This is a genomic window from Oerskovia sp. Root22 (assembly GCF_001429135.1).
Classification (GTDB): Bacteria; Actinomycetota; Actinomycetes; order Actinomycetales; family Cellulomonadaceae; genus Oerskovia; species Oerskovia enterophila.
This window is the reverse complement of record NZ_LMIL01000002.1, coordinates 93,291-110,534: the sequence shown is the minus strand read 5'-3', so window position 1 is coordinate 110,534 and position 17,244 is coordinate 93,291. Positions and strand designations below refer to the sequence as shown.

The window sequence follows — 17,244 nt, the reverse complement described above, 5'->3', positions numbered from 1 at the left end:
ACTGCCCTGGAGACGGGGTGGGAGAGTAGGTCGCCGCCGGACAACCATTCACCAAAGGCCCACCCCACACGGGGTGGGCCTTTGGCATACCCCCGAACACCCTGCCCCGAGCACACCTGTGCCCGGGGCATTTCCATGCTCAGGCGTTCTCACGACCAACAGGCGCGCCTTCGTCGTCCGGCTGTCACGAGTGGTTCGTGGCTCGTCGAGCGCCCGGGTGCGGCCGGCATCACCGAAGGCGCTCAGCTCCACCCGTAGCCTGCGAGCCACCTCGTGATCTCGCGGTAGAAATGTGCCCGTGGTGCGGGACCTGACAGCGTGAGGTCATGGATCCCGCCGGCGATCCGCGCGATCGTCACCACGGGACCGAGGTGTGGAGCGCGTCGGGCGAGGAGCTCGACGTCGAGCACGATGTCGGCCTGGCGCATGTCCTCGCTCCAGCGAGGGCTGATGATGGTCCGGTCGGACATGAGGACGATGATCGGACAGCTCACGGCAAGTCCCGCCGCCACCGTCGCGTGCCCCTCGATGATCCCTCGGAGCCATCCCGCCCGCACCGGGAAGGACGGGACAGGACGCCACTCGGGGTTGAACTCCCACCCGCCGCTCTCGAGATCCCGGAGCGTCCTGGCGTAGTAGCCCGCGTCGATGTTCGGCAGCGGGGCCTTGGGCTGGAAGCGTGCGAGCTGCCGGATCGCCGGCGCCGACACGGTCCGCACGGTCGACGAGCCCTGCAGCTCGAGCCACGGGCTGTTGAGGACGAGACCACGGAGCCGTCCGGGGTTCCGGTTCGCCCAGAGGACGCCCGTCAGCCCGCCGGTCGAGTGCCCCAGCAGCATGACCGCCGCATGGGCCCCGAGCTCGGCATGGATCGTCGCGAGCGCCGTCTCGAGGTCCTCGTCGTACTCGGAGAGGTGCTCCATGTACCCAGGAGTCTGGTGGGGCCGCAGGCTGCGCCCGTACTTGCGCAGGTCGACGGCATAGAAGGCGGCTCCCTGGCCGTGCCAGTACTCGGCGAGCTCGGTCTGGAAGAAGTAGTCGCTCCACCCGTGCACGTACAGCACGGCGCGCGCAGGGCGCACGGCCTCCTCGGTCGGTGGGTCGTAACGGACCAGGGTCGCGACGACCTCGCCCTCGTCGTCGGGCGTGAGCTGGAGGGTGAGCTGCCGGTAGTCCGGCCCGAGGACGTCCTCCTGCCAGCGCCCGCGCTGCGGCCGGAAGCGCGGCTTCCGTGCTGTCGCGCCGCCGCGGCCGGCCAGGGGGGCAGGAGGTGAGGCGACGACCTCCGCCGCCTGGCGGAGCGCACCCAGGGAGACGGTCCGAGAGCTCACCGCCCGGGTGCGGCGTCGGACCGCGGCGATGCGTGGAGACCCTGTCCAGGCCTGGTCGCCGGCCGACCCGGACACCGGCCGTCCGGACTCCGCGCGCCCCTCGGCGGGTGTCCCGCCCCCCGACGTCGCGCTCGGACCGCCGCCCGAGCCGCCCCCGGCCTCGTCGCTCATGTCGTCAGCACGATCTTCCCGTACTGCTCCCCGGCGTCGAGCCGTGCGAGGCCGACAGCGGCCTGCGCCAGGGGAAGGACCTCGTCGATCGTCGGACGCACGTCGGTCCGCGCGAGGAACCGCAGCAGGGCGGCGAGGTCCTCGCGCGAGCCCATCGTGACGCCTCGGACGGTGATCTCCTGGAAGAAGATGCGCGAGAGCTCGGCAGGGCTAGCGTCCCCGGAGGTGGCCCCCGCGACGACGACCGTCCCGCCTGGCCGGACCGAACGCATCGAGTGCGACCACGTGGCCTGACCGACGGTCTCGATCACGGCGTCGACCCGCGCGGGGAGCCGAGCCCCGGGTTCGAAGACCGCAGAAGCACCGTTCTGCAGGGCTCGCGCCCGCTTGGCCGACGAGCGCGAGGTCACGAACACCTCGACCCCGGCCGCGCTCGCGAGACGCGTCGCCGCGCTCGCGACGCCGCCGCCTGCCCCTTGGACGAGCACCCGGTCGCCCGGCGCGAGCCCCGCGACCGTGAAGAGCATGCGGTACGCGGTGAGCCACGCCGTCGGGAGGCACGCCGCCTCGACGAACGTGAGCTCGGGCGGCTTGGGGACCAGGTTCTTGGTGGGGACCGCGACCTGCTCGGCGAGGGTCCCCGCGTACTTCTCCGACAGGAGCGTCCGGGACTCGGACGGCCCCACACCGTGACCGTCGGCGCCGATCACGCCGTGGACGACGACCTCGGTCCCGTCGGGCGCGATGCCTGCGGCGTCGGTGCCGAGGATCATGGGCAGCTGCTCGGCCCGGAGCCCGACGCCCCGCAGGGACCACAGGTCGTGGTGGTTGAGGCTCGCGGCCCGGACGTCCACCACGGACCAGTTCTCCCGCGCCTCGGGGGCGGGCAGGTCTCCCACGGTCAGTCCTGCGAGCGGGTCCTGCTGGTCGAAGTGCGTCACGTAGGCGGCAAGCATGTGTCCAACCTACGGTCTCCCCGCGCGGAGCGCGTCCGAGCCCGGGGCGGGTCCGCTCCGCGTCCGCCCCGTGAGAAGGCGGGGCCCAGCGCGGCGTGGCGCGAGGCGGCGGTGCAGGTCAGCGGTGGATGCCGCCCGGCACAGGATGCCACCGGGGCCCGTAGCGCCGGGTGAAGACCGCGCCGCTCACCTCGACGAGTGACCCCGCCGCTGCCCGCACGGCGCGGGCGGTCTCGGCGGCCTCGTCGTCGTCCTCGGCGAGGTAGCGCACCGTGACGCGGGCCTCGCCGCTCACGATCCCCAGGTCGTAGGACTCGACCTCGGTCCGCTCGCGCGCCGCGGCGGCGGCCGCCGGCAGCACGGCTTCCGGGGACGCCCCTGGACGCAGCATCCCGACGACGAGGCTCACCCGGTACGAAGTCACCGCTGCACCTTCGCACAGGCGGGGCCCGGGGGCCGAACCCGCGGCCGGTGGCGTCGCGCACGTCACTTCACCCGATAATCCTGCGGGATCGGAAACACGGCCTCGGCATACTGTGCCCATGCGCATCACCGCCAAGATCGACTACGCCGTCCGTGCGTGCGTGGAGCTCGCCGTCGCCTACGACGAGGGTTTCGTGACCGCCGAGCGGGTCGGGAAGGCGCAGGGCATCCCGGGGTCGTTCCTCCTGGGCATCCTCAACCAGCTGCGCAGGTCGGGTCTGGTCGAGAGCCGCCGCGGTGCGGACGGCGGCTTCCACCTCGCGGCGGACCCGGCGCGGATCGCGGTCGCGGACGTCATCCGCGCGATCGACGGTCCGCTCGCGAACATCGCGGGGGTCCAGCCCGAGGACACGTCGTACGCGCCGTCCGCGGCGACGCTCCAGCAGACGTGGGTCGCGCTGCGCGTCGCGATGCGTTCGGTACTGGAGCAGGTCACCATCGCGGACATCGCGTCGGGCGAGCTGCCCGACGACGTCGCGCGCCTCGTCGGGGACTCGGAGGCCTGGGTCACGCGCCCGTTCGGTGACGAGGTCGAGCTGCGTGGTGGGGGAGAGGCCGAGCATCGTGGGTGATGCACGCGCCTGCCGGGGGTGACGAGCAAGGCCGCCGGGGGTGACGGGTATGGCCGCCGGGGGTGACGAGCCGTCACCGTCGGCGGTTCGCGCGTTAACACTGCGCAACCTTGTCTCAGCCACCAGCCCAATCTGGACCGTTTCGGTCTAGTTCAGCTACCGTCGCTCTCATGCACACCGAGCTGACGCACCGCGCGCTCCGCGCCGCCGCGCCGGGCTGTTGCTGTCGTCCCGTCTGACCCGACGACACAGCCCCCGCGCCGACCCCACCGGCGCCCCGTGCACCCGCGACCACGTCGCGGCCCTCGAAAGCGACCCTCATGGTTGTGCCCTCTTCCGCACCCGCCACCGTGCCCACCGCACCCGCTGGCCCGCCGTCCCCCCGGCCCCGAGCGACCCAGCGCGCCCCCCGTCCCACGCTCGTCGAGGACTCGGCCGAGCACCTGCTCCTGCACGCCGACGTCCTCGTGATCGGCGGCGGCCCGGCCGCGACCTGGTCCGCGATCGCCGCGACCGAGCAGGGCGCGAGCGTCGTCCTGGTCGACAAGGGCTACTGCGGCACGAGCGGCGTCGCGGCGACGGCCGGCGTCGGGCACTGGCTCGTCCCGCCCGACGCCGACCGCCGCGACGAGGAGATCACGCCGCGCGAGGAGCAGGGCGGCTACCTCACCGACCGCGACTGGACCAACGACGTCCTCGACGAGGCCTGGTACCGCACCGCGCTCATCGACGGCTGGGGGTACGAGCGCACGCGCCGCTCGCGCCCGGCAAGCACCGGGGGCCGCGGCGGAGCCGGCAGCCCTGCACCCGCCCCGAACCCCTTCGCGCGCCGCCCCGGCGAGCGGTCCTTCTCGGGATCGTCGCCCGACTACCTGCGCTTCCTGCGCGGCAAGGTCAAGAAGAACGGCGTCACGGTCCTCGACCACAGCCCCGCGCTCGAGCTCCTGGTCGACGGCGCGGGCGTCGTCTCGGGCGCCCAGGGCTACCAGCGCCAGACCGGACGCGCCTGGCGGGTGGCGAGCGGCGCCGTCGTGCTCGCGACGGGCGGCACCACCTGGAAGTCCCGCTCCCTGGGCGGCGACGTCGACACGGGCGAGGGCCACCTGATGGCCGCCGAGGTGGGCGCTCACCTGTCGAGCATGGAGTTCTCCAACTTCTACGGCATGGTCCCGTTCGGGACCTCGATGGACAAGAACGGCTTCTTCGTCACGGCCTCCTACTGGGACCACGAGGGTGTGCCCATCGCCTACGAGAACCTGCACAAGAGCCGCGCCGAGCTGCTCGGCGCCTCGCTGCGCGGCACGATCACGGCACAGTTCACCCAGTTCCCGCCCGAGGTCCGCCCGACCCTGCGCGCGGCCATGCCCAACTTCTTCATGGTCACGGACAAGCTGGGGGTCGACCCGTTCACCGAGCGCTTCCCCATGGACTGGGTCCAGGAGGGCACGGTGCGTGGCACGGGCGGGGTCCACGTGCTCGACCGCGACGCGTGGACGGGCGTCCCGGGCCTGTTCGCGGCGGGCGACGTCGCGGCGCGAGACCGTGTGGTCGGTGCGGCGACCGGCGCGGGCGGACCCAACCTGGCGTGGGCCGTGGCGTCGGGCACGTGGTCCGGCCGGGCGGCGGCCGCCCTGGCGGCGGACCGCGGCCCGTCGTCCCGCGGGCAGCGCCTCGAGCCCACGGGCACGGTGGGGCTGCGTCCCGACGACGGAGCGCACCTCTCGCGGCCCGCCCCGGCAGGGGAGGGGGCATGGCGCGAGATCACGGCCGCGGTCCGCGACGAGATGCTCCCGATCGACAAGTCGGTCTTCCGTCACCACCAGGGGCTCGTGCGGTCGCTCGACACGCTCGACGACCTGTGGGACCGCGCGGGCACCGAGCTCGTACCTCCGGACGTGCGGGGCGCCACGGCGATCCGCACGCGCGAGACCGCGGGGATGCTCGCGATGGCGCGCTGGGCCAACCGCACCGCGCTGCACCGCACGGAGACCCGCGGCATGCACACGCGCACCGACTTCCCCGACACCGACCCGCAGCAGGCCCGACGCCTGCTCACGGGAGGGCTGCGCGACCTGTGGGTGCTGCCGGACCCGGAGCCGCCCGTGACGGGCGCCGCCGGGGCGCCCTACCCGGGCAGCACGAGCGCCGGGGCGCCCGGGAGCGCGGTCGGCGCCGGTGCGCCCGGCCGGACCACCCCACCGACCAGGACCGAGGAGGCGTCATGATCGAGATCCTCAACGCCGCGCGCTGTACGTCGTGCGACATCTGCGTGCGGATCTGCCCGACCAACGTCTTCGAGTCCGTCGACGGCGGGGTGCCGACCATCGCGCGGCACTCGGACTGCCAGACCTGCTTCCAGTGCGAGGCGTACTGCCCCGAGGACGCGATCTTCGTGTCTCCGTCGCGCACGCCCGAGCCGGCCGGGTCGCCGTTCCTCGACGAGGCCGACCTGCTCGACCGCGACCTCCTGGGTCTCTACCGGGACCGGGTCGGGTGGCGGCGGGCGCCGCGCGGGAGCAGCTCCGGTGCCGGGGAGAGCGCCGGACCCGACGCGCCGACGGACACCGTGGCCGGCGCCACCGCGCAGACCGTCCTGTCCTCCGACGTCGACTACCACCGCGCGGCCGCGCTCGCCCCGACCGCGCTCGCCCCGACCTCGGGGTCGCGCGACCACGCCGACGGCACGACACCAGCCGGCACCCTCGCCGACGGTGCACGCCCCCACACCTCCGTCCACACCGACAGCACCACGACCCACCTCCAAGGAGCCCCCTCATGAGCCGGAACCGCACCTTCGCCGCCCTGGCGTCCGTCGCCCTCGTCGCCGCGCTCGCGGCCTGCTCCACGTCCGAGGCCGCGACGCCGTCGGGCGACGGGGCGAGCGCGGGCGCCGAGCTCGCACCCCTCACGACGGGCGGCCCCTGGAACGGCGTGGCAGGCAAGACGCCCGTCGCGACCGGGCCGTTCGGGTACGCGGTCGAGACCGGGATCGCCGACGCGATCCTCGCCGAGCACGGGTACGAGTACGAGGGGTTCGTCGGGTTCAACAACGGGCCGCCCGTGGTCCAGGCCCTCCAGACGGGCGACATCCAGGTCGGCTTCATCGGCGACACCCCGGCGACGCAGGCCAAGGCGAGCGGCCTCGACGTCCCGGCGCTCGTCATCGCCAAGCCGTCCTCCGACATCTGGTTCCTCACCCGGACCGGCGGCGTCACGACGATCGACCAGCTCGCGGGCAAGAAGGTCGGGCTCCAGTTCGGCTCCAACTTCGACAAGTACGGCCGCGCGGTCCTCGAGCGCGCCGGGGTCCTGGGCGACGTCGAGCTCGTCAACCTCCTGTTCGCCGACGCCCTGCCCGCTCTCCAGCGCGGCGACATCGACGCCGTGCCGGTGCCCGCGACCACGGCCGGGATCTGGCGCCTGCAGAACGACTTCCCGGTCCTGTCCAAGGCGAGCGTCGACGACCCCGACCTGCTCGCGACGAGCGTCTCGCTCACCTCGCGCGAGACCTACGAGGCGAACCCCGAGCTCGCCGCGGCGGTCTGGGAGGTCACCGAGGCCGGCGTGGCCAAGATCGAGGCCGACCACGACGCCTACGCCCAGTGGGTCTTCGAGGCCACGGGCTCGCCCGTCGAGGTCGTCAAGGAGGCCGAGCTCTGGCAGTACGGCACGCAGGCGATCGACCCGGACGGGCTCAAGACCGTGCAGTCGACGCTCGACTTCCTCGTCAGCTCCGGCGCCGCCCCGAAGGCGTTCGACGTCAGCACGTGGGGTGTCGAGTGACCACCGGCACGACGACGTCGCGCGCCCGCGCGGAGGCGTCCCCGGTGGGTGCAGCGACAGCCGTCGGCACGGTGCCGACCACGGCCCCGGGGGCGGCCGGGGCGCGGACCGGTGCGACGTCGTCGGGCAGGAAGCGGCGCTCGCCGCGCGACGTCCTGCTGCGCGCCTCGGTGCCCACCGCGATCCTCGCGCTCTGGTTCCTCGGCTCGGCCCAGGGGTGGATCGACGAGAAGCAGTTCCCCGCGCCCTGGCAGGTCGCCGACGCGTTCGTCGAGCTCGTGAGCACGGGCGTGCTGTGGGAGAACCTGTCGGTCTCGCTCGGGCGCGTGGCCGTGGGCTTCGCGATCGGCGGGCTGCTGGGGCTCACGCTCGGCGTCGTCGCCGGGTTGTTCCGCCTGGGCGACCAGCTCCTCGACCCCACGCTCCAGATGCTGCGCACCATCCCGTTCCTCGCGATCGCGCCGCTCCTCATCCTCTGGTTCGGGATCGACGAACGACCCAAGATCATCATCATCGCGGCCGCTGCGCTGTTCCCGCTCTACCTCAACACCCACAGCGGCGTGCGCAACGTCGACCGCAAGATCCTGGAGGCGGGCAAGGTGTTCGGGCTGCGCGGGCTGGGGCTCGTGCGGCACGTGATCCTGCCCGAGGCCATCCCGTCGGTCCTCGTCGGGCTGCGGGTGTCCCTGTCGGTGTCGCTGCTCGCGCTGATCGTCGCGGAGATGTCCAACGCGCCGCGCGGCATCGGGTTCCTCATGGTCTCCGCGCAGCAGTACTTCCAGATGGACGTGCTCGTCGTGTGCGTGCTGATCTACGCGGTGTGGGGGCTGTCGGTCGACCTGGTCGTGCGGCTCCTCGAACGCGTCCTGCTGCCCTACAAGCGACTCGGGAGAAAGCCATGAGCGTCCGGACCGTGCACGACCCTGCCGCGCCGACCGTCCGGGTGCAGGACGTCACCAAGTCGTACGGCGACCGGACCATCCTCGAGGACTTCTCCCTGACGCTGCGTCCGGGCGAGTTCGTCGCGCTGCTCGGGGCCAGCGGCTCCGGCAAGACGACGCTGCTGCGCATCCTCGCCGGGCTCGAGGAGCACGACACCGGGACCGTCGAGGCCCCCGCCGAGCGGACCGTGGTGTTCCAGGAGCCGCGGCTCGTCGCGTCGAAGCGGGTCGGGTCCAACGTGATCCTCGGGCAGCGCTCCACGCGCGACCGGCGCGCCGCGGCGTCGGCCGCGCTCGCCGAGGTGGGCCTCGGGGGCCGTGAGGCCGCCTGGCCCACGACGCTCTCCGGAGGAGAGGCGCAGCGCGTCGCGCTCGCCCGGGCCCTCGTGCGCAACCCGCGCCTGCTCCTGCTCGACGAGCCGTTCGCGGCGCTCGACGCCCTGACCCGCATCAGGATGCAGGCGCTCGTGGCCGAGCTGTGCCACGAGCACCAGCCCGCCGTGCTGCTCGTGACGCACGACGTCGACGAGGCGATCCTGCTCGCCGACCGCGTGGCCGTGCTCCAGGACGGGAAGGCCGGGGTCGAGCTCGAGGTGCCGTTCGACCGGCCGCGACGGCGTGGGGTGCCGGGTTTCGGGGACTTCCGGCGGCGGCTGCTGCTCGAGCTGGGCGTCGAGGAGGCGATCGGGGCGGCGTGAGGCCGGCGCCCGGGCCCGGCGTCCGGGTGCCGGCCCCCGGGCCCAGGCCCGTGTCGCCCGGCCGTCCCCGAGGTCCACCGCAGGGCGCTCGAGGGGGTGCTCAGGGGCGTGCGTCCGCACTACCCAGGGCGCTACTCAGGCGGTGCGTCCACCGGGCTGGGGGTCGGGTGAGAAATTGCTCAGCACCTCATCCTTACCGCGTGGTGAGTATTCAGTGCACTCCTAGCGTCGTCGTCATCAGCCCCCGGGACACCTCCCGGGACGACCCACGGGTCGACTGGCGACCACCCCGTTCCTGGAGGAGCACCCCTCGTGAGCACCACGGCCAAGAGCAGCACCCGGAAGAAGACCCTCTACTCGATCGGCGCCCTCGTCGGCATCGGCGCGCTCGCCACCACGGCGGCCTTCACCGACTTCGCCAACCTGAACCTCGGCGGCGGCACGGACGGTTCCGGGATCGGCGCCGGTGCGTTCAACATCCAGGTCGTCGGCACCGACGTGGACGGCATCCCCGTCCCGGGCACCTGGCAGGAGGCCGACACGGCCGAGGGCGTCGACATCGCCCTGCCCGGCGCCGACACCATCACGCCCGGCGACACGATCTCGGTCGCGCTGCCCTACAGGAACGACTCGGAGAAGCTCGGGGCCGACCTCCGGCTCTGGGTCAACGAGGTCCCGGGCAAGACGTCCGACCCCGCCTATCTTGCCGCGCTCCGCTTCTCGGTCGCGGGAAGCGACGGCGTCGCGATCGTCAGCGACCTGACGTTCGACCAGTTCGACGAGCTCGCCGAGTCCGCGGCCCTCACCCCCGTGACCCTGGCACCGGGCGCGTCCGACCAGCTGACGCTCTCGATCACGCTGGCCGACCAGGGCACGGAGGCCAACGCCGCGCTCAACGGCGGCGTGGCCTACGTGCAGGCGCACTTCGACGCCGCATCCGTCGTCCTCCCGTAGCGAGCCCGCACGACCGGCCGGTGGCGCAGACCACCGGCCGGTCCGCTCTCGGAAGGAGGGTCACGATGCACCGCAAGATCTGGTCCTGGGGCGCGCTGCTCGGCGTGGTGACCCTCGCGACGTCCGCCATGGTCGTCGACTCCGACACGGTCGACGTCCGGTTCGCCCAGGGCGACGACTTCGACATCATGGTCGCGGGTTCGCTCGAGCCCGGCTGGACGCCCCACCCGGCAAGCTGGGGGCACGGCAACCCCGACGCGTACGACGTGGTCCTGGGGGCCGACCCCGGCTCCGACGCACGTCCCGGTGGCCCGCAGGTCATCGGGCCGGGCGGGCAGCTGACGTTCCGCGTCGCAGCGCTCAACACGTCTCCCGGCCTGCCGGCCCGTGTCGCTCTCACGGTCACCGACCCCGACGACCGCTCGGGCACGACGGACCCGGCGACGGGCCGCCCGGTCGAGCTCTTCGGCCAGCTCCGCTTCACGATCGTCGAGGACGGCGAGGTGCTGGTCGACGACCTCGACGGTCCCGCCCTGGCGGCCGCCACCCACGAGTGGACCGAGTCCTGGGCCCCCGACGAGATGCACCTCCTGGAGGTGACGGTCGCGCTGCCCGCCGACCTCGACAACCAGTGGCAGGACGCGACGTCCGCCATCCAGCTCCGATTCGAGGCCCAGAATGACTGACCGGAACGCATCAGGCGCGCACCGGGCCGCCGGTCGTCCGACCCGTCGTCCGCGTCCCGCCCTGATCGCGTTCGTGGGGGCCGGAGCCGGCGCGGTCCTCGTGGGCTCGATCGGCGGGACCGTCGCGGGCTTCACGGACGAGGCCTCGGCCGTGATCGAGACCGGCGGCTCCTACGACATCTCGCTCGAGACCCTCAGCCCCGCGGGCGACGTGACCACCGGCCAGGGCAGCCCCGACGCGCTCGTGGTCGAGACCACGCACGGCACGTTGAGCCGGACGGTCCCTGTCGAGTGGCGCGTCGACGTCGTGAACGACGCGGCGCCCGGCGCGGTGCACCTCACGCTGTACGACCCCCTCGACGAGCCGTTCGTGCTGGGCGCCCAGCAGTACCCGGACGTGTACTCCCGCCTGCTCGTGACCGTCACCGTCGCGGGGGCCGTCGTGGCTCGCGACGTCCCTGCGGCCGACCTCGCGGTCGACCTGGGAGCGCTCGGGACCGACGAGCACCGCACCGTGCACGTCTCCGCAGTCCTGTCCCCCGACACCCGATCGGTCTACCACGGTAGGTCGACCAGCGTGGGCATGGCCTTCACCGGGAGCACCTCATGACCGGCAGACCTCACCGCACGATCCTCCTCGCCGTGCTCGCGTTCGTCCTCACCACACTGTGCCTCGCCGTGACGTCGCAGCCCGCGGCCGCAGCCGGCGACCTGATCGAGGTCGACCCGGACAGCGTGGTCGTCGAGGCCCCCGCTCCGGGCCGCTCGGTCGAGTGGACCATGACCGCCAGGAACGTGACCGACCGCGCCGTACCGCTGACCCTCACGGCGGCCGGCCTCGGGGGAGCGCTCTTCGAGGGCGAGCACCCGCTCGACGTCCTCGTGGTCGGGCCCGAGGGCGACGTGCTCCTCGAAGGAGGCGACGTCGTCGGGCAGGGCGACCTGACCGTCGACCTGCCCGAGCTGCCCGCCGGGGGCGAGTACGTCGTCCACGGGCGGGCCGCCATGCCCGCCGAGGCGGGCGACGAGTACCGCGGCGCGGAAGGGGGCGTCACGCTCCGCTTCGTCGCGACCGCCCAGAGCGAGGGAGAGCCCGGGGCACCCGGCATCCCCGGTGGCGGCCTGGCCGCGACCGGAGCGGGCGTCATGCTCCTCGCCACGCTCGCCGTCGTCCTGATCGGTGCAGGAACCACCGCCTACGTCTCCACCCGGAAGAGGAGGACCCCATGAACGCCGCCACCCGCCGCGTCGCCGCCGCCACCGGCGCGCTGACCCTGGTCGCGACCGCACTGCTCGGGACCGTCCAGCTCACCACGGCCGCCTACACCGACGAGGCCCGGGCCGAGACCGCCGTGCTCACCGCGGACGTGCCGCCCGTGGTCGCGGCGATCCGTCAGGCCAACGCGGTCGACACGACGGCTGCGATCGTCGAGGGGCGGCTCTATCTGTGGGGCTTCCTCGGTGCCGGTGCGAACCCTGGGGGCGGTGCGCTCGGTGCAGGTGAGGGGGCCGTCCGGACGCCCTCGCTCTTCAAGCCGCTCACCGACGTGGTCGACGTGAGCGCCAACGCGTACGGCTACAAGGCGATCGACGCGAGCGGCCGGCTCTGGACGTGGGGCACGAACGGCTACAACGAGAACGGCGGGCTCCCGGGCGCCGTGCCCGCGTCGTGGACGCCGCTCGACACCGACGTGCGGTCCGTGGCGTCGAGCGAGTACGCCAACGCCTGGCTCAAGGCCGACGGCTCGGTGTGGACCACCGGGACGCCCGCGTTCGGCCAGCGCGGGAACGGCAACAGCCTGCCTCAGGTGAACCCGACGCGCGTGACCTTCCCGGCCGGAACGGGCGCGCTCGTCTACGTCGGTGCCGCCTACGAGGGCTTCTACGCGGTCGACGACGCGTCGCGCGTCTACTTCTGGGGTCGCGACTACCGCGGCGGGGCCGGCAACGGGCTCCACGGGGACCGCTACGTGACCACGCCCGTCGAGGTGCCCGCGCTCACCGCGCTGGTCGCCTCGGAGGGGCTCGCCTACCTGGGCGGCGGCTACGCGTTCGGGACCCTGCTCACCGAGAAGGGCGACGTCTACACCTGGGGCTCCGCCGAGAACAACGCGCACGGCGGCGCGCCAGGGAGCTGGACCGCGCTCGACGGTCGGGACCTGGGTGACCCCAAGCTCCTCCTGACAGGTGTCGAGGACGTCGCGGTGAGCTTCCAGACGGGCCGCGCCCTCATGGCCGACGGCACCGTCCAGGCCTGGGGGGCTCGGCTGTGGGGCGGAGCGTTCCGGCTCCCGAGCGGTGCGATCAACTCGACCAACGCCCTCGCGGTGGTCTACGACGGCGGCAAGGGCCCAGCGGTCGAGGTCGGCGGGTCCAAGGACGTCGGCTCGTACACGCTCGCGGACGGCACGCTGTGGACCTGGGGCGAGAACGGGTTCGGCGCCGCGTGCGGTGGGCTGACCTACGCCGCGTGCGCTCGCTCGGTCACGTCGACCGGAGCGACCAACGGCCTCTACGTCTGGCCCGCGCACCAGGTCGAGGTGACACCGTGACCGGCGTCGGGCGCACTGCGCGCACCTCGGTCGCCGGTGCGGCGACCCGTGCCGACCTCCGTGCCACGCGCGGTCGACGCCGTCGGGCCGCCCGCACGCTCGGCGCGCTCGCCGTCGTCGGTGTCGCCGGTGCTGGTGCCTTCCTCGTGGGTGGCTCGGTGGGAGCGACGGGCGCCTCGTTCCAGGACACCGCGAACCTCAACGTCGAGTCGCGCGGTGTCGGCAACCCCGAGGCGTTCGACATCGCGCTCGTCCGCGACGGCGTGCTGCGTCAGGCCGACGGCGACGGGCTCGCGTGGGCCGTCGACGGGGCCGGGACGTTCCTCCCGGGCACCGTCCTGGAGACGGTGGTCCCCGTGGTCAACAACGGGCCGTACGACGCTCTGGTCTCGTTCCGGGTCGAGGACCTGCACGACGAGGCCGCGACCGGGGGCAAGGACCCGATCGGCCTGTACCGCTGGACCGTGCTCGATGCCGACACAGGCGAGGTCCTCGCAGGCGACGGTGCGGACCCGATGGCCAGCGAGGTCACGGCGGACGGCCTCGCGGCGGCGACGGCCCCGTTCGCCCTGGCCGCCCGTGGCACGTCCGCTCTCGCGGACGGCTCGCCGTGGGCTCCGGGCGTCGACGGCAGCGTGCGCACCCTGCGAGTGCTCGTCGCGTACCCGGACACGCCGGAGAGCGAGGGCTACAACGGCGCCACGTCACGGATGCGCCTCGCGTTCGGTGCCGAGTCGGTCCCGGCCGCAGGTGCGGCCGGCCAGGAGGTCGCGCCATGAGAGCACTCGTGTGGTTGCGCGACGCGGTCCTGAGCGTCACCGCCGCGATCGGCGTCGTGTGCGTCCTGCTGCTGGGCGCGTCCTTCGCGTTCGACGTGAAGTCGCTCGTGGTCGTCTCGGGCTCGATGGAGCCCGGCATCCCGACCGGCTCCCTCATCCTCAGCCGGATGACCCCGGCGAGCGAGATCGTGGTGGGCGACGTCGTCACGGTCCCCAAGCGCACGGGCACCGAGCTCGTCACGCACCGCGTGGTCGAGGTCGCCGTCGTCGAGGGCGTGCCCGAGGGGCGCGAGCTCACGCTCCGCGGCGATGCCAACGACGTCGACGACCCGTACACCTACGGCGTCACGGTGGCCGGCAAGCACCTCCTGACGATCCCTGGCGGCGGCTACGTCGTGAGCTTCTTCCAGTCGCGGGACGGCGTGGTCGCCACGGGCGCCGCGATCCTCGTGGTCGTCGTCCTGCTCGTCGGGACGCGGGGCGAGACGCGGCAGTCGGTGCGGCGCGCGCGCCGGGGCACCACCCTGCCCGACGGCGCTGCTCACCCCTCGGTGCGGGCTTCCGGCCACGATGCTCACCCGGGTGAGGACGCGCGGTGCGCGTCCGACGACCCCGAGCGCGTGGAGTCACGGTAGTGCCGCTCGCCTCGCCCGAGGCGCGTTCGGGGGGCATAGTCCGAAGGGTGACGGTATCGACCCGTGCGCCCGCCGGGGTGGGGGCCGTCACGTCGTGACGGACCTGATCCCGAGGAGAGCCACCGTGTTCGACGACGAGGTGCAGAGCGCTGTCGACCACCTGCGGAGCGGGATGTCCGTCGAGGTCGTCGGGCAGCGCGGGATCGGCCGCACGACCCTGACCCGCCGGGTCGTGGCCGAGCTCGAACGGACCGGCGCGAGCGTCCTGTCGCTGACCGGGCTGACGAGCACCGTGCCCGAGCCGTACGTCTCGCTCCGGCTCGCCGGTGTCGAGACACCCAAGGACGGTCCGACGCTCTACGGGTTCGTCGACCGCGTGGCGCGCGAGCTCGCGCGCGGGTCGAGCGCGTACGTCGTCCTCGACGACGTCCTGACGATCGACGAGGACTCCCTCGCGGTGGTCACGGTCGCGCGCGAGCGCCTGGACGCTCCGGTGCTGGTGACGTCGTTGCCGTTCCGTCGTGGTCTGACCTCGGCGCAGCGCTGGTTCCCCGCCGAGAAGGGGGTGCGGATCACGCTGGGCCCGCTCTCCTACGAGGAGACGAGCGCGCTGGTCCACCGTCTGCTGGGCGGCCGCGTCGCGTCCGACGTCGTGGCGCACGTCTACGCGAAGTCCTCCGGGATCACGAGCCTCGTCCGCTCGATCGTGCACACCGCGACGTTGAGCCGAAGGATCGAGGAGACCGACGGCGTGTGGCGCATGGCCGGGGACACCCTGTGGAACCCGCACCTGCAGACCGTGATCGAACAGCTGCTCGCGGGGCTCGATGACGAGGACTTCCGGACCGTCTACGAGCTCGCGCTCCTCGGGTCGGCCACGATGGAGCAGATCACGGTCATCGACCGCGTCGCCTCGGTCGAGAGGCTCGAGGAGCGCGGGCTCGTGAGCGTCGTGGGGCAGCAGCCCCTCAAGGCGCTCGTCTCGCTCAACCCGCTCGCGATCGTCGACTACTTCCGTAAGCGCCCCCTCGACGTGGCGGGCATGGTGCACTCCCGGCGGCTCAGCGAGCTGCTCCAGGTGCCTGAGTCGAAGCTCTTCCAGGCAGCGCGGCAACGCATCGAGAGCTCGGCGGTCTCGGCGCTCCCTGCGCCGCCCGAACCCGGCGGCTTCCCGGTGCTCGCTCGCTACTTCACCGACCGGATGGCCCTCGAACGGGTGGCACACGAGGAACGGGTCGCGACCGACCCGTCCCTCGCGAACATCCTGTCCTACCTCGGCGCGCTCCTGGAGTGGCAGGACGACCCCGAGCGCATCGAGGCGCTGTTCGAGCAGACTGACCATCGCAGCGACGGTGCGACGCGCGGCGACCTGGTGCTCTACGGGGTGGTCAAGGCCCTCTGGTACGGGCTCGCCCGTCACGACGCCCGCGCCGTCGCACGTGCGCTCACGTGGATGGTCCAGGCCACGGGCGATGCCGACGGGGAGGCGCACGCGATCCAGGTCTTCCTGCGGGTCGTCAGCACGGGTGTCCGGCCCGACGACCTGGACTGGCTCCACCGGGAGGTCCGGCGTCGTCAGGACTGCTGGGTCTCGCACGTCGTCCTCGCCGCCACCCTGACGATCCACGGCGACCCCCGGGGGGCGCTCGCCGCGATGGAGGACAGGCCCGCTACCACGCCGGCCATCATCGAGCGCTACCTCGACTTCTTCCGCGCCGTCGCGCTGGTCGACGGAGAGGACGGGGCTCTCGCGACGCGCACGACCACCCGGTTCCTCCGGGAGTCGCAGCTCGAGCTCGACCGTCCTCGGGTGACGTTGTTCGCATACGCAGCCGCGCTCCGGACCTTCGTCGAGGGGAGGTGGGAGGAGGGTGTCAACCTGCTGAGCGAGATCTTCACGCTCGGAGCGCCCGGTGAGATCTCACGTGGTGTGCACGGAGCGATGCTCCGGCTCGGTGCGGACCTGATGTTCCGGACGGGCCGGGGAGACGTCGCCTCGTCGTTCCTGATGGAGACCGAGGGCGTCCCGGACGGGCCGCTGCCGTGGATGCAGCGCGGTGTCGACGACGCGATCCGTGCGCTCATGGCGGGCGACGTCGGGCAGGCTGCGGACATCCTCACGACCATCGGACGAGAGGCCGAGCCCAAGGGCTACTGGTCCGTCGTCCGGGCCGCGCTCCAGGTCGCGACGGCGCTCGACCCGACGCTCGTCCGTCTCGACGTGCTGGACCGGGCCTGCGGGCTGTCGCCCGAACCGCAGGCACTCTCCGGGTATCGGGCCACGGTGAGGCAGGTGCTGACGGACCCGCTCGGCGTCGAGCAGCACCTGGCCGCGTACGAGCACGGCCGGGACGACTACTTCCTGCTGCGGACCCTGGTGTCCTTCGCCCAGCGCAGCGACCCGGAGCTGAGGGAGCACGTCACCGCGGCCGCTCGGCAGCTCGAGGTCCGTCTCGGGCGGACGCCGCTCGTCGTGAGGCAGGTCGAGGACACGAACCCGTCGCTCACGGCTCGTGAGCTGGAGGTAGCCCTGCTGGTCGGCGCGCACACGAGCGCCGAGGTCGCGTCGGCGCTGGGGATCAGCCGGCGGACGGTCGAGAACCACATCTTCCGCGCGCTCAAGAAGACTGGTGCTTCGTCTCGGGCAGAGCTCGCCGAGATCGCGGTCAGAGCGCGGGTCGAGGTCGCCGGGTAGGCGCTGCG

Annotated in this window: 17 protein-coding genes; 14 read left to right on the top strand and 3 right to left on the bottom strand. The window is 73.0% G+C overall.

Features of this window, described 5'->3' with window-relative positions; all coding sequences use genetic code 11:
- Positions 1–242: 242 nt before the first annotated feature.
- From ASE15_RS03960 to ASE15_RS03950, 3 genes are all read right to left on the bottom strand, one after another.
- The gene (locus ASE15_RS03960) at positions 243–1,502 is read right to left on the bottom strand and encodes an alpha/beta hydrolase (RefSeq protein ID WP_157277135.1); all 1,260 of its coding nucleotides are present in this window, start codon (positions 1,500–1,502) and stop codon (positions 243–245) included.
- Entirely contained in the window at positions 1,499–2,458 is a 960-nt protein-coding gene (locus tag ASE15_RS03955) for a zinc-binding dehydrogenase (RefSeq protein WP_056761685.1), read from the bottom strand. The genes ASE15_RS03960 and ASE15_RS03955 overlap by 4 nt, the downstream gene beginning before the upstream one ends.
- Before the next feature lie 118 nt (positions 2,459–2,576).
- Positions 2,577–2,882: a hypothetical protein gene (locus ASE15_RS03950; protein ID WP_056647532.1), complete on the bottom strand. Its 306-nt coding sequence runs from the start codon at positions 2,880–2,882 to the stop codon at positions 2,577–2,579.
- Positions 2,883–3,000: 118 nt separating this feature from the next.
- Here ASE15_RS03950 and ASE15_RS03945 point away from each other — a divergent pair, with 118 nt between their 5' ends.
- The 14 genes from ASE15_RS03945 to ASE15_RS03880 all read left to right on the top strand — a co-directional run bounded on the left by ASE15_RS03945 (position 3,001) and on the right by ASE15_RS03880 (position 17,236).
- Positions 3,001–3,513, top strand: coding sequence for an Rrf2 family transcriptional regulator (locus ASE15_RS03945; RefSeq protein ID WP_056647529.1), 513 nt, complete (start codon positions 3,001–3,003; stop codon positions 3,511–3,513).
- Between the two features lie 326 nt (positions 3,514–3,839).
- Entirely contained in the window at positions 3,840–5,738 is a 1,899-nt protein-coding gene (locus ASE15_RS03940; RefSeq protein WP_200960511.1) for an FAD-binding protein, read from the top strand.
- A complete protein-coding gene (locus ASE15_RS21135; protein WP_200960510.1) occupies positions 5,735–6,292 on the top strand; it encodes a ferredoxin family protein in 558 nt (185 codons plus the stop codon). The genes ASE15_RS03940 and ASE15_RS21135 overlap by 4 nt, the downstream gene beginning before the upstream one ends.
- Positions 6,289–7,296 (top strand): ABC transporter substrate-binding protein, encoded by a 1,008-nt coding sequence (locus ASE15_RS03930; RefSeq protein WP_056647526.1) that lies wholly within the window; start codon positions 6,289–6,291, stop codon positions 7,294–7,296. Before ASE15_RS21135 ends, ASE15_RS03930 begins: the two co-directional genes overlap by 4 nt.
- A 44-nt stretch (positions 7,297–7,340) precedes the next feature.
- A complete protein-coding gene (locus ASE15_RS03925) occupies positions 7,341–8,198 on the top strand; it encodes an ABC transporter permease (protein WP_200960509.1) in 858 nt (285 codons plus the stop codon).
- On the top strand, positions 8,195–8,935 hold the full coding sequence (locus ASE15_RS03920; RefSeq protein WP_056761682.1) for an ABC transporter ATP-binding protein: 741 nt from the start codon (positions 8,195–8,197) through the stop codon (positions 8,933–8,935). The genes ASE15_RS03925 and ASE15_RS03920 overlap by 4 nt, the downstream gene beginning before the upstream one ends.
- A 312-nt stretch (positions 8,936–9,247) precedes the next feature.
- Positions 9,248–9,889, top strand: coding sequence for a hypothetical protein (locus ASE15_RS03915; RefSeq protein WP_056761678.1), 642 nt, complete (start codon positions 9,248–9,250; stop codon positions 9,887–9,889).
- 65 nt (positions 9,890–9,954) lie between these two features.
- A complete protein-coding gene (locus ASE15_RS03910) occupies positions 9,955–10,575 on the top strand; it encodes a hypothetical protein (protein WP_056761674.1) in 621 nt (206 codons plus the stop codon).
- Positions 10,568–11,185: a hypothetical protein gene (locus ASE15_RS03905; protein ID WP_056761670.1), complete on the top strand. Its 618-nt coding sequence runs from the start codon at positions 10,568–10,570 to the stop codon at positions 11,183–11,185. Before ASE15_RS03910 ends, ASE15_RS03905 begins: the two co-directional genes overlap by 8 nt.
- Positions 11,182–11,805, top strand: coding sequence for a hypothetical protein (locus tag ASE15_RS03900; protein WP_056761668.1), 624 nt, complete (start codon positions 11,182–11,184; stop codon positions 11,803–11,805). The genes ASE15_RS03905 and ASE15_RS03900 overlap by 4 nt, the downstream gene beginning before the upstream one ends.
- On the top strand, positions 11,802–13,127 hold the full coding sequence (locus ASE15_RS03895) for a hypothetical protein (RefSeq protein WP_056761664.1): 1,326 nt from the start codon (positions 11,802–11,804) through the stop codon (positions 13,125–13,127). Before ASE15_RS03900 ends, ASE15_RS03895 begins: the two co-directional genes overlap by 4 nt.
- A complete protein-coding gene (locus tag ASE15_RS03890) occupies positions 13,124–13,906 on the top strand; it encodes a hypothetical protein (protein WP_056647506.1) in 783 nt (260 codons plus the stop codon). The genes ASE15_RS03895 and ASE15_RS03890 overlap by 4 nt, the downstream gene beginning before the upstream one ends.
- Positions 13,903–14,541 carry a signal peptidase I gene (locus ASE15_RS03885; protein WP_082608600.1) on the top strand — a complete coding sequence of 213 codons (639 nt, stop codon included), beginning with the start codon at positions 13,903–13,905 and terminating at the stop codon, positions 14,539–14,541. Before ASE15_RS03890 ends, ASE15_RS03885 begins: the two co-directional genes overlap by 4 nt.
- Before the next feature lie 124 nt (positions 14,542–14,665).
- Complete coding sequence (locus ASE15_RS03880) at positions 14,666–17,236, top strand: LuxR C-terminal-related transcriptional regulator (RefSeq protein ID WP_056647501.1); 2,571 nt, start codon at positions 14,666–14,668, stop codon at positions 17,234–17,236.
- Positions 17,237–17,244: the final 8 nt, after the last annotated feature.

Bases quoted from the DNA above. Each gene is read 5' to 3' on its own strand.
- ASE15_RS03960 (WP_157277135.1), bottom strand. From the start codon at position 1,502: ATGAGCGACGAGGCCGGGGGCGGCTCGGGCGGCGGTCCGAGCGCGACG.
- ASE15_RS03955 (WP_056761685.1), bottom strand. From the start codon at position 2,458: ATGCTTGCCGCCTACGTGACGCACTTCGACCAGCAGGACCCGCTCGCA.
- ASE15_RS03945 (WP_056647529.1), top strand. From the start codon at position 3,001: ATGCGCATCACCGCCAAGATCGACTACGCCGTCCGTGCGTGCGTGGAG.
- ASE15_RS21135 (WP_200960510.1), top strand. From the start codon at position 5,735: ATGATCGAGATCCTCAACGCCGCGCGCTGTACGTCGTGCGACATCTGC.
- ASE15_RS03930 (WP_056647526.1), top strand. From the start codon at position 6,289: ATGAGCCGGAACCGCACCTTCGCCGCCCTGGCGTCCGTCGCCCTCGTC.
- ASE15_RS03920 (WP_056761682.1), top strand. From the start codon at position 8,195: ATGAGCGTCCGGACCGTGCACGACCCTGCCGCGCCGACCGTCCGGGTG.
- ASE15_RS03910 (WP_056761674.1), top strand. From the start codon at position 9,955: ATGCACCGCAAGATCTGGTCCTGGGGCGCGCTGCTCGGCGTGGTGACC.
- ASE15_RS03905 (WP_056761670.1), top strand. From the start codon at position 10,568: ATGACTGACCGGAACGCATCAGGCGCGCACCGGGCCGCCGGTCGTCCG.
- ASE15_RS03900 (WP_056761668.1), top strand. From the start codon at position 11,182: ATGACCGGCAGACCTCACCGCACGATCCTCCTCGCCGTGCTCGCGTTC.
- ASE15_RS03895 (WP_056761664.1), top strand. From the start codon at position 11,802: ATGAACGCCGCCACCCGCCGCGTCGCCGCCGCCACCGGCGCGCTGACC.
- ASE15_RS03885 (WP_082608600.1), top strand. From the start codon at position 13,903: ATGAGAGCACTCGTGTGGTTGCGCGACGCGGTCCTGAGCGTCACCGCC.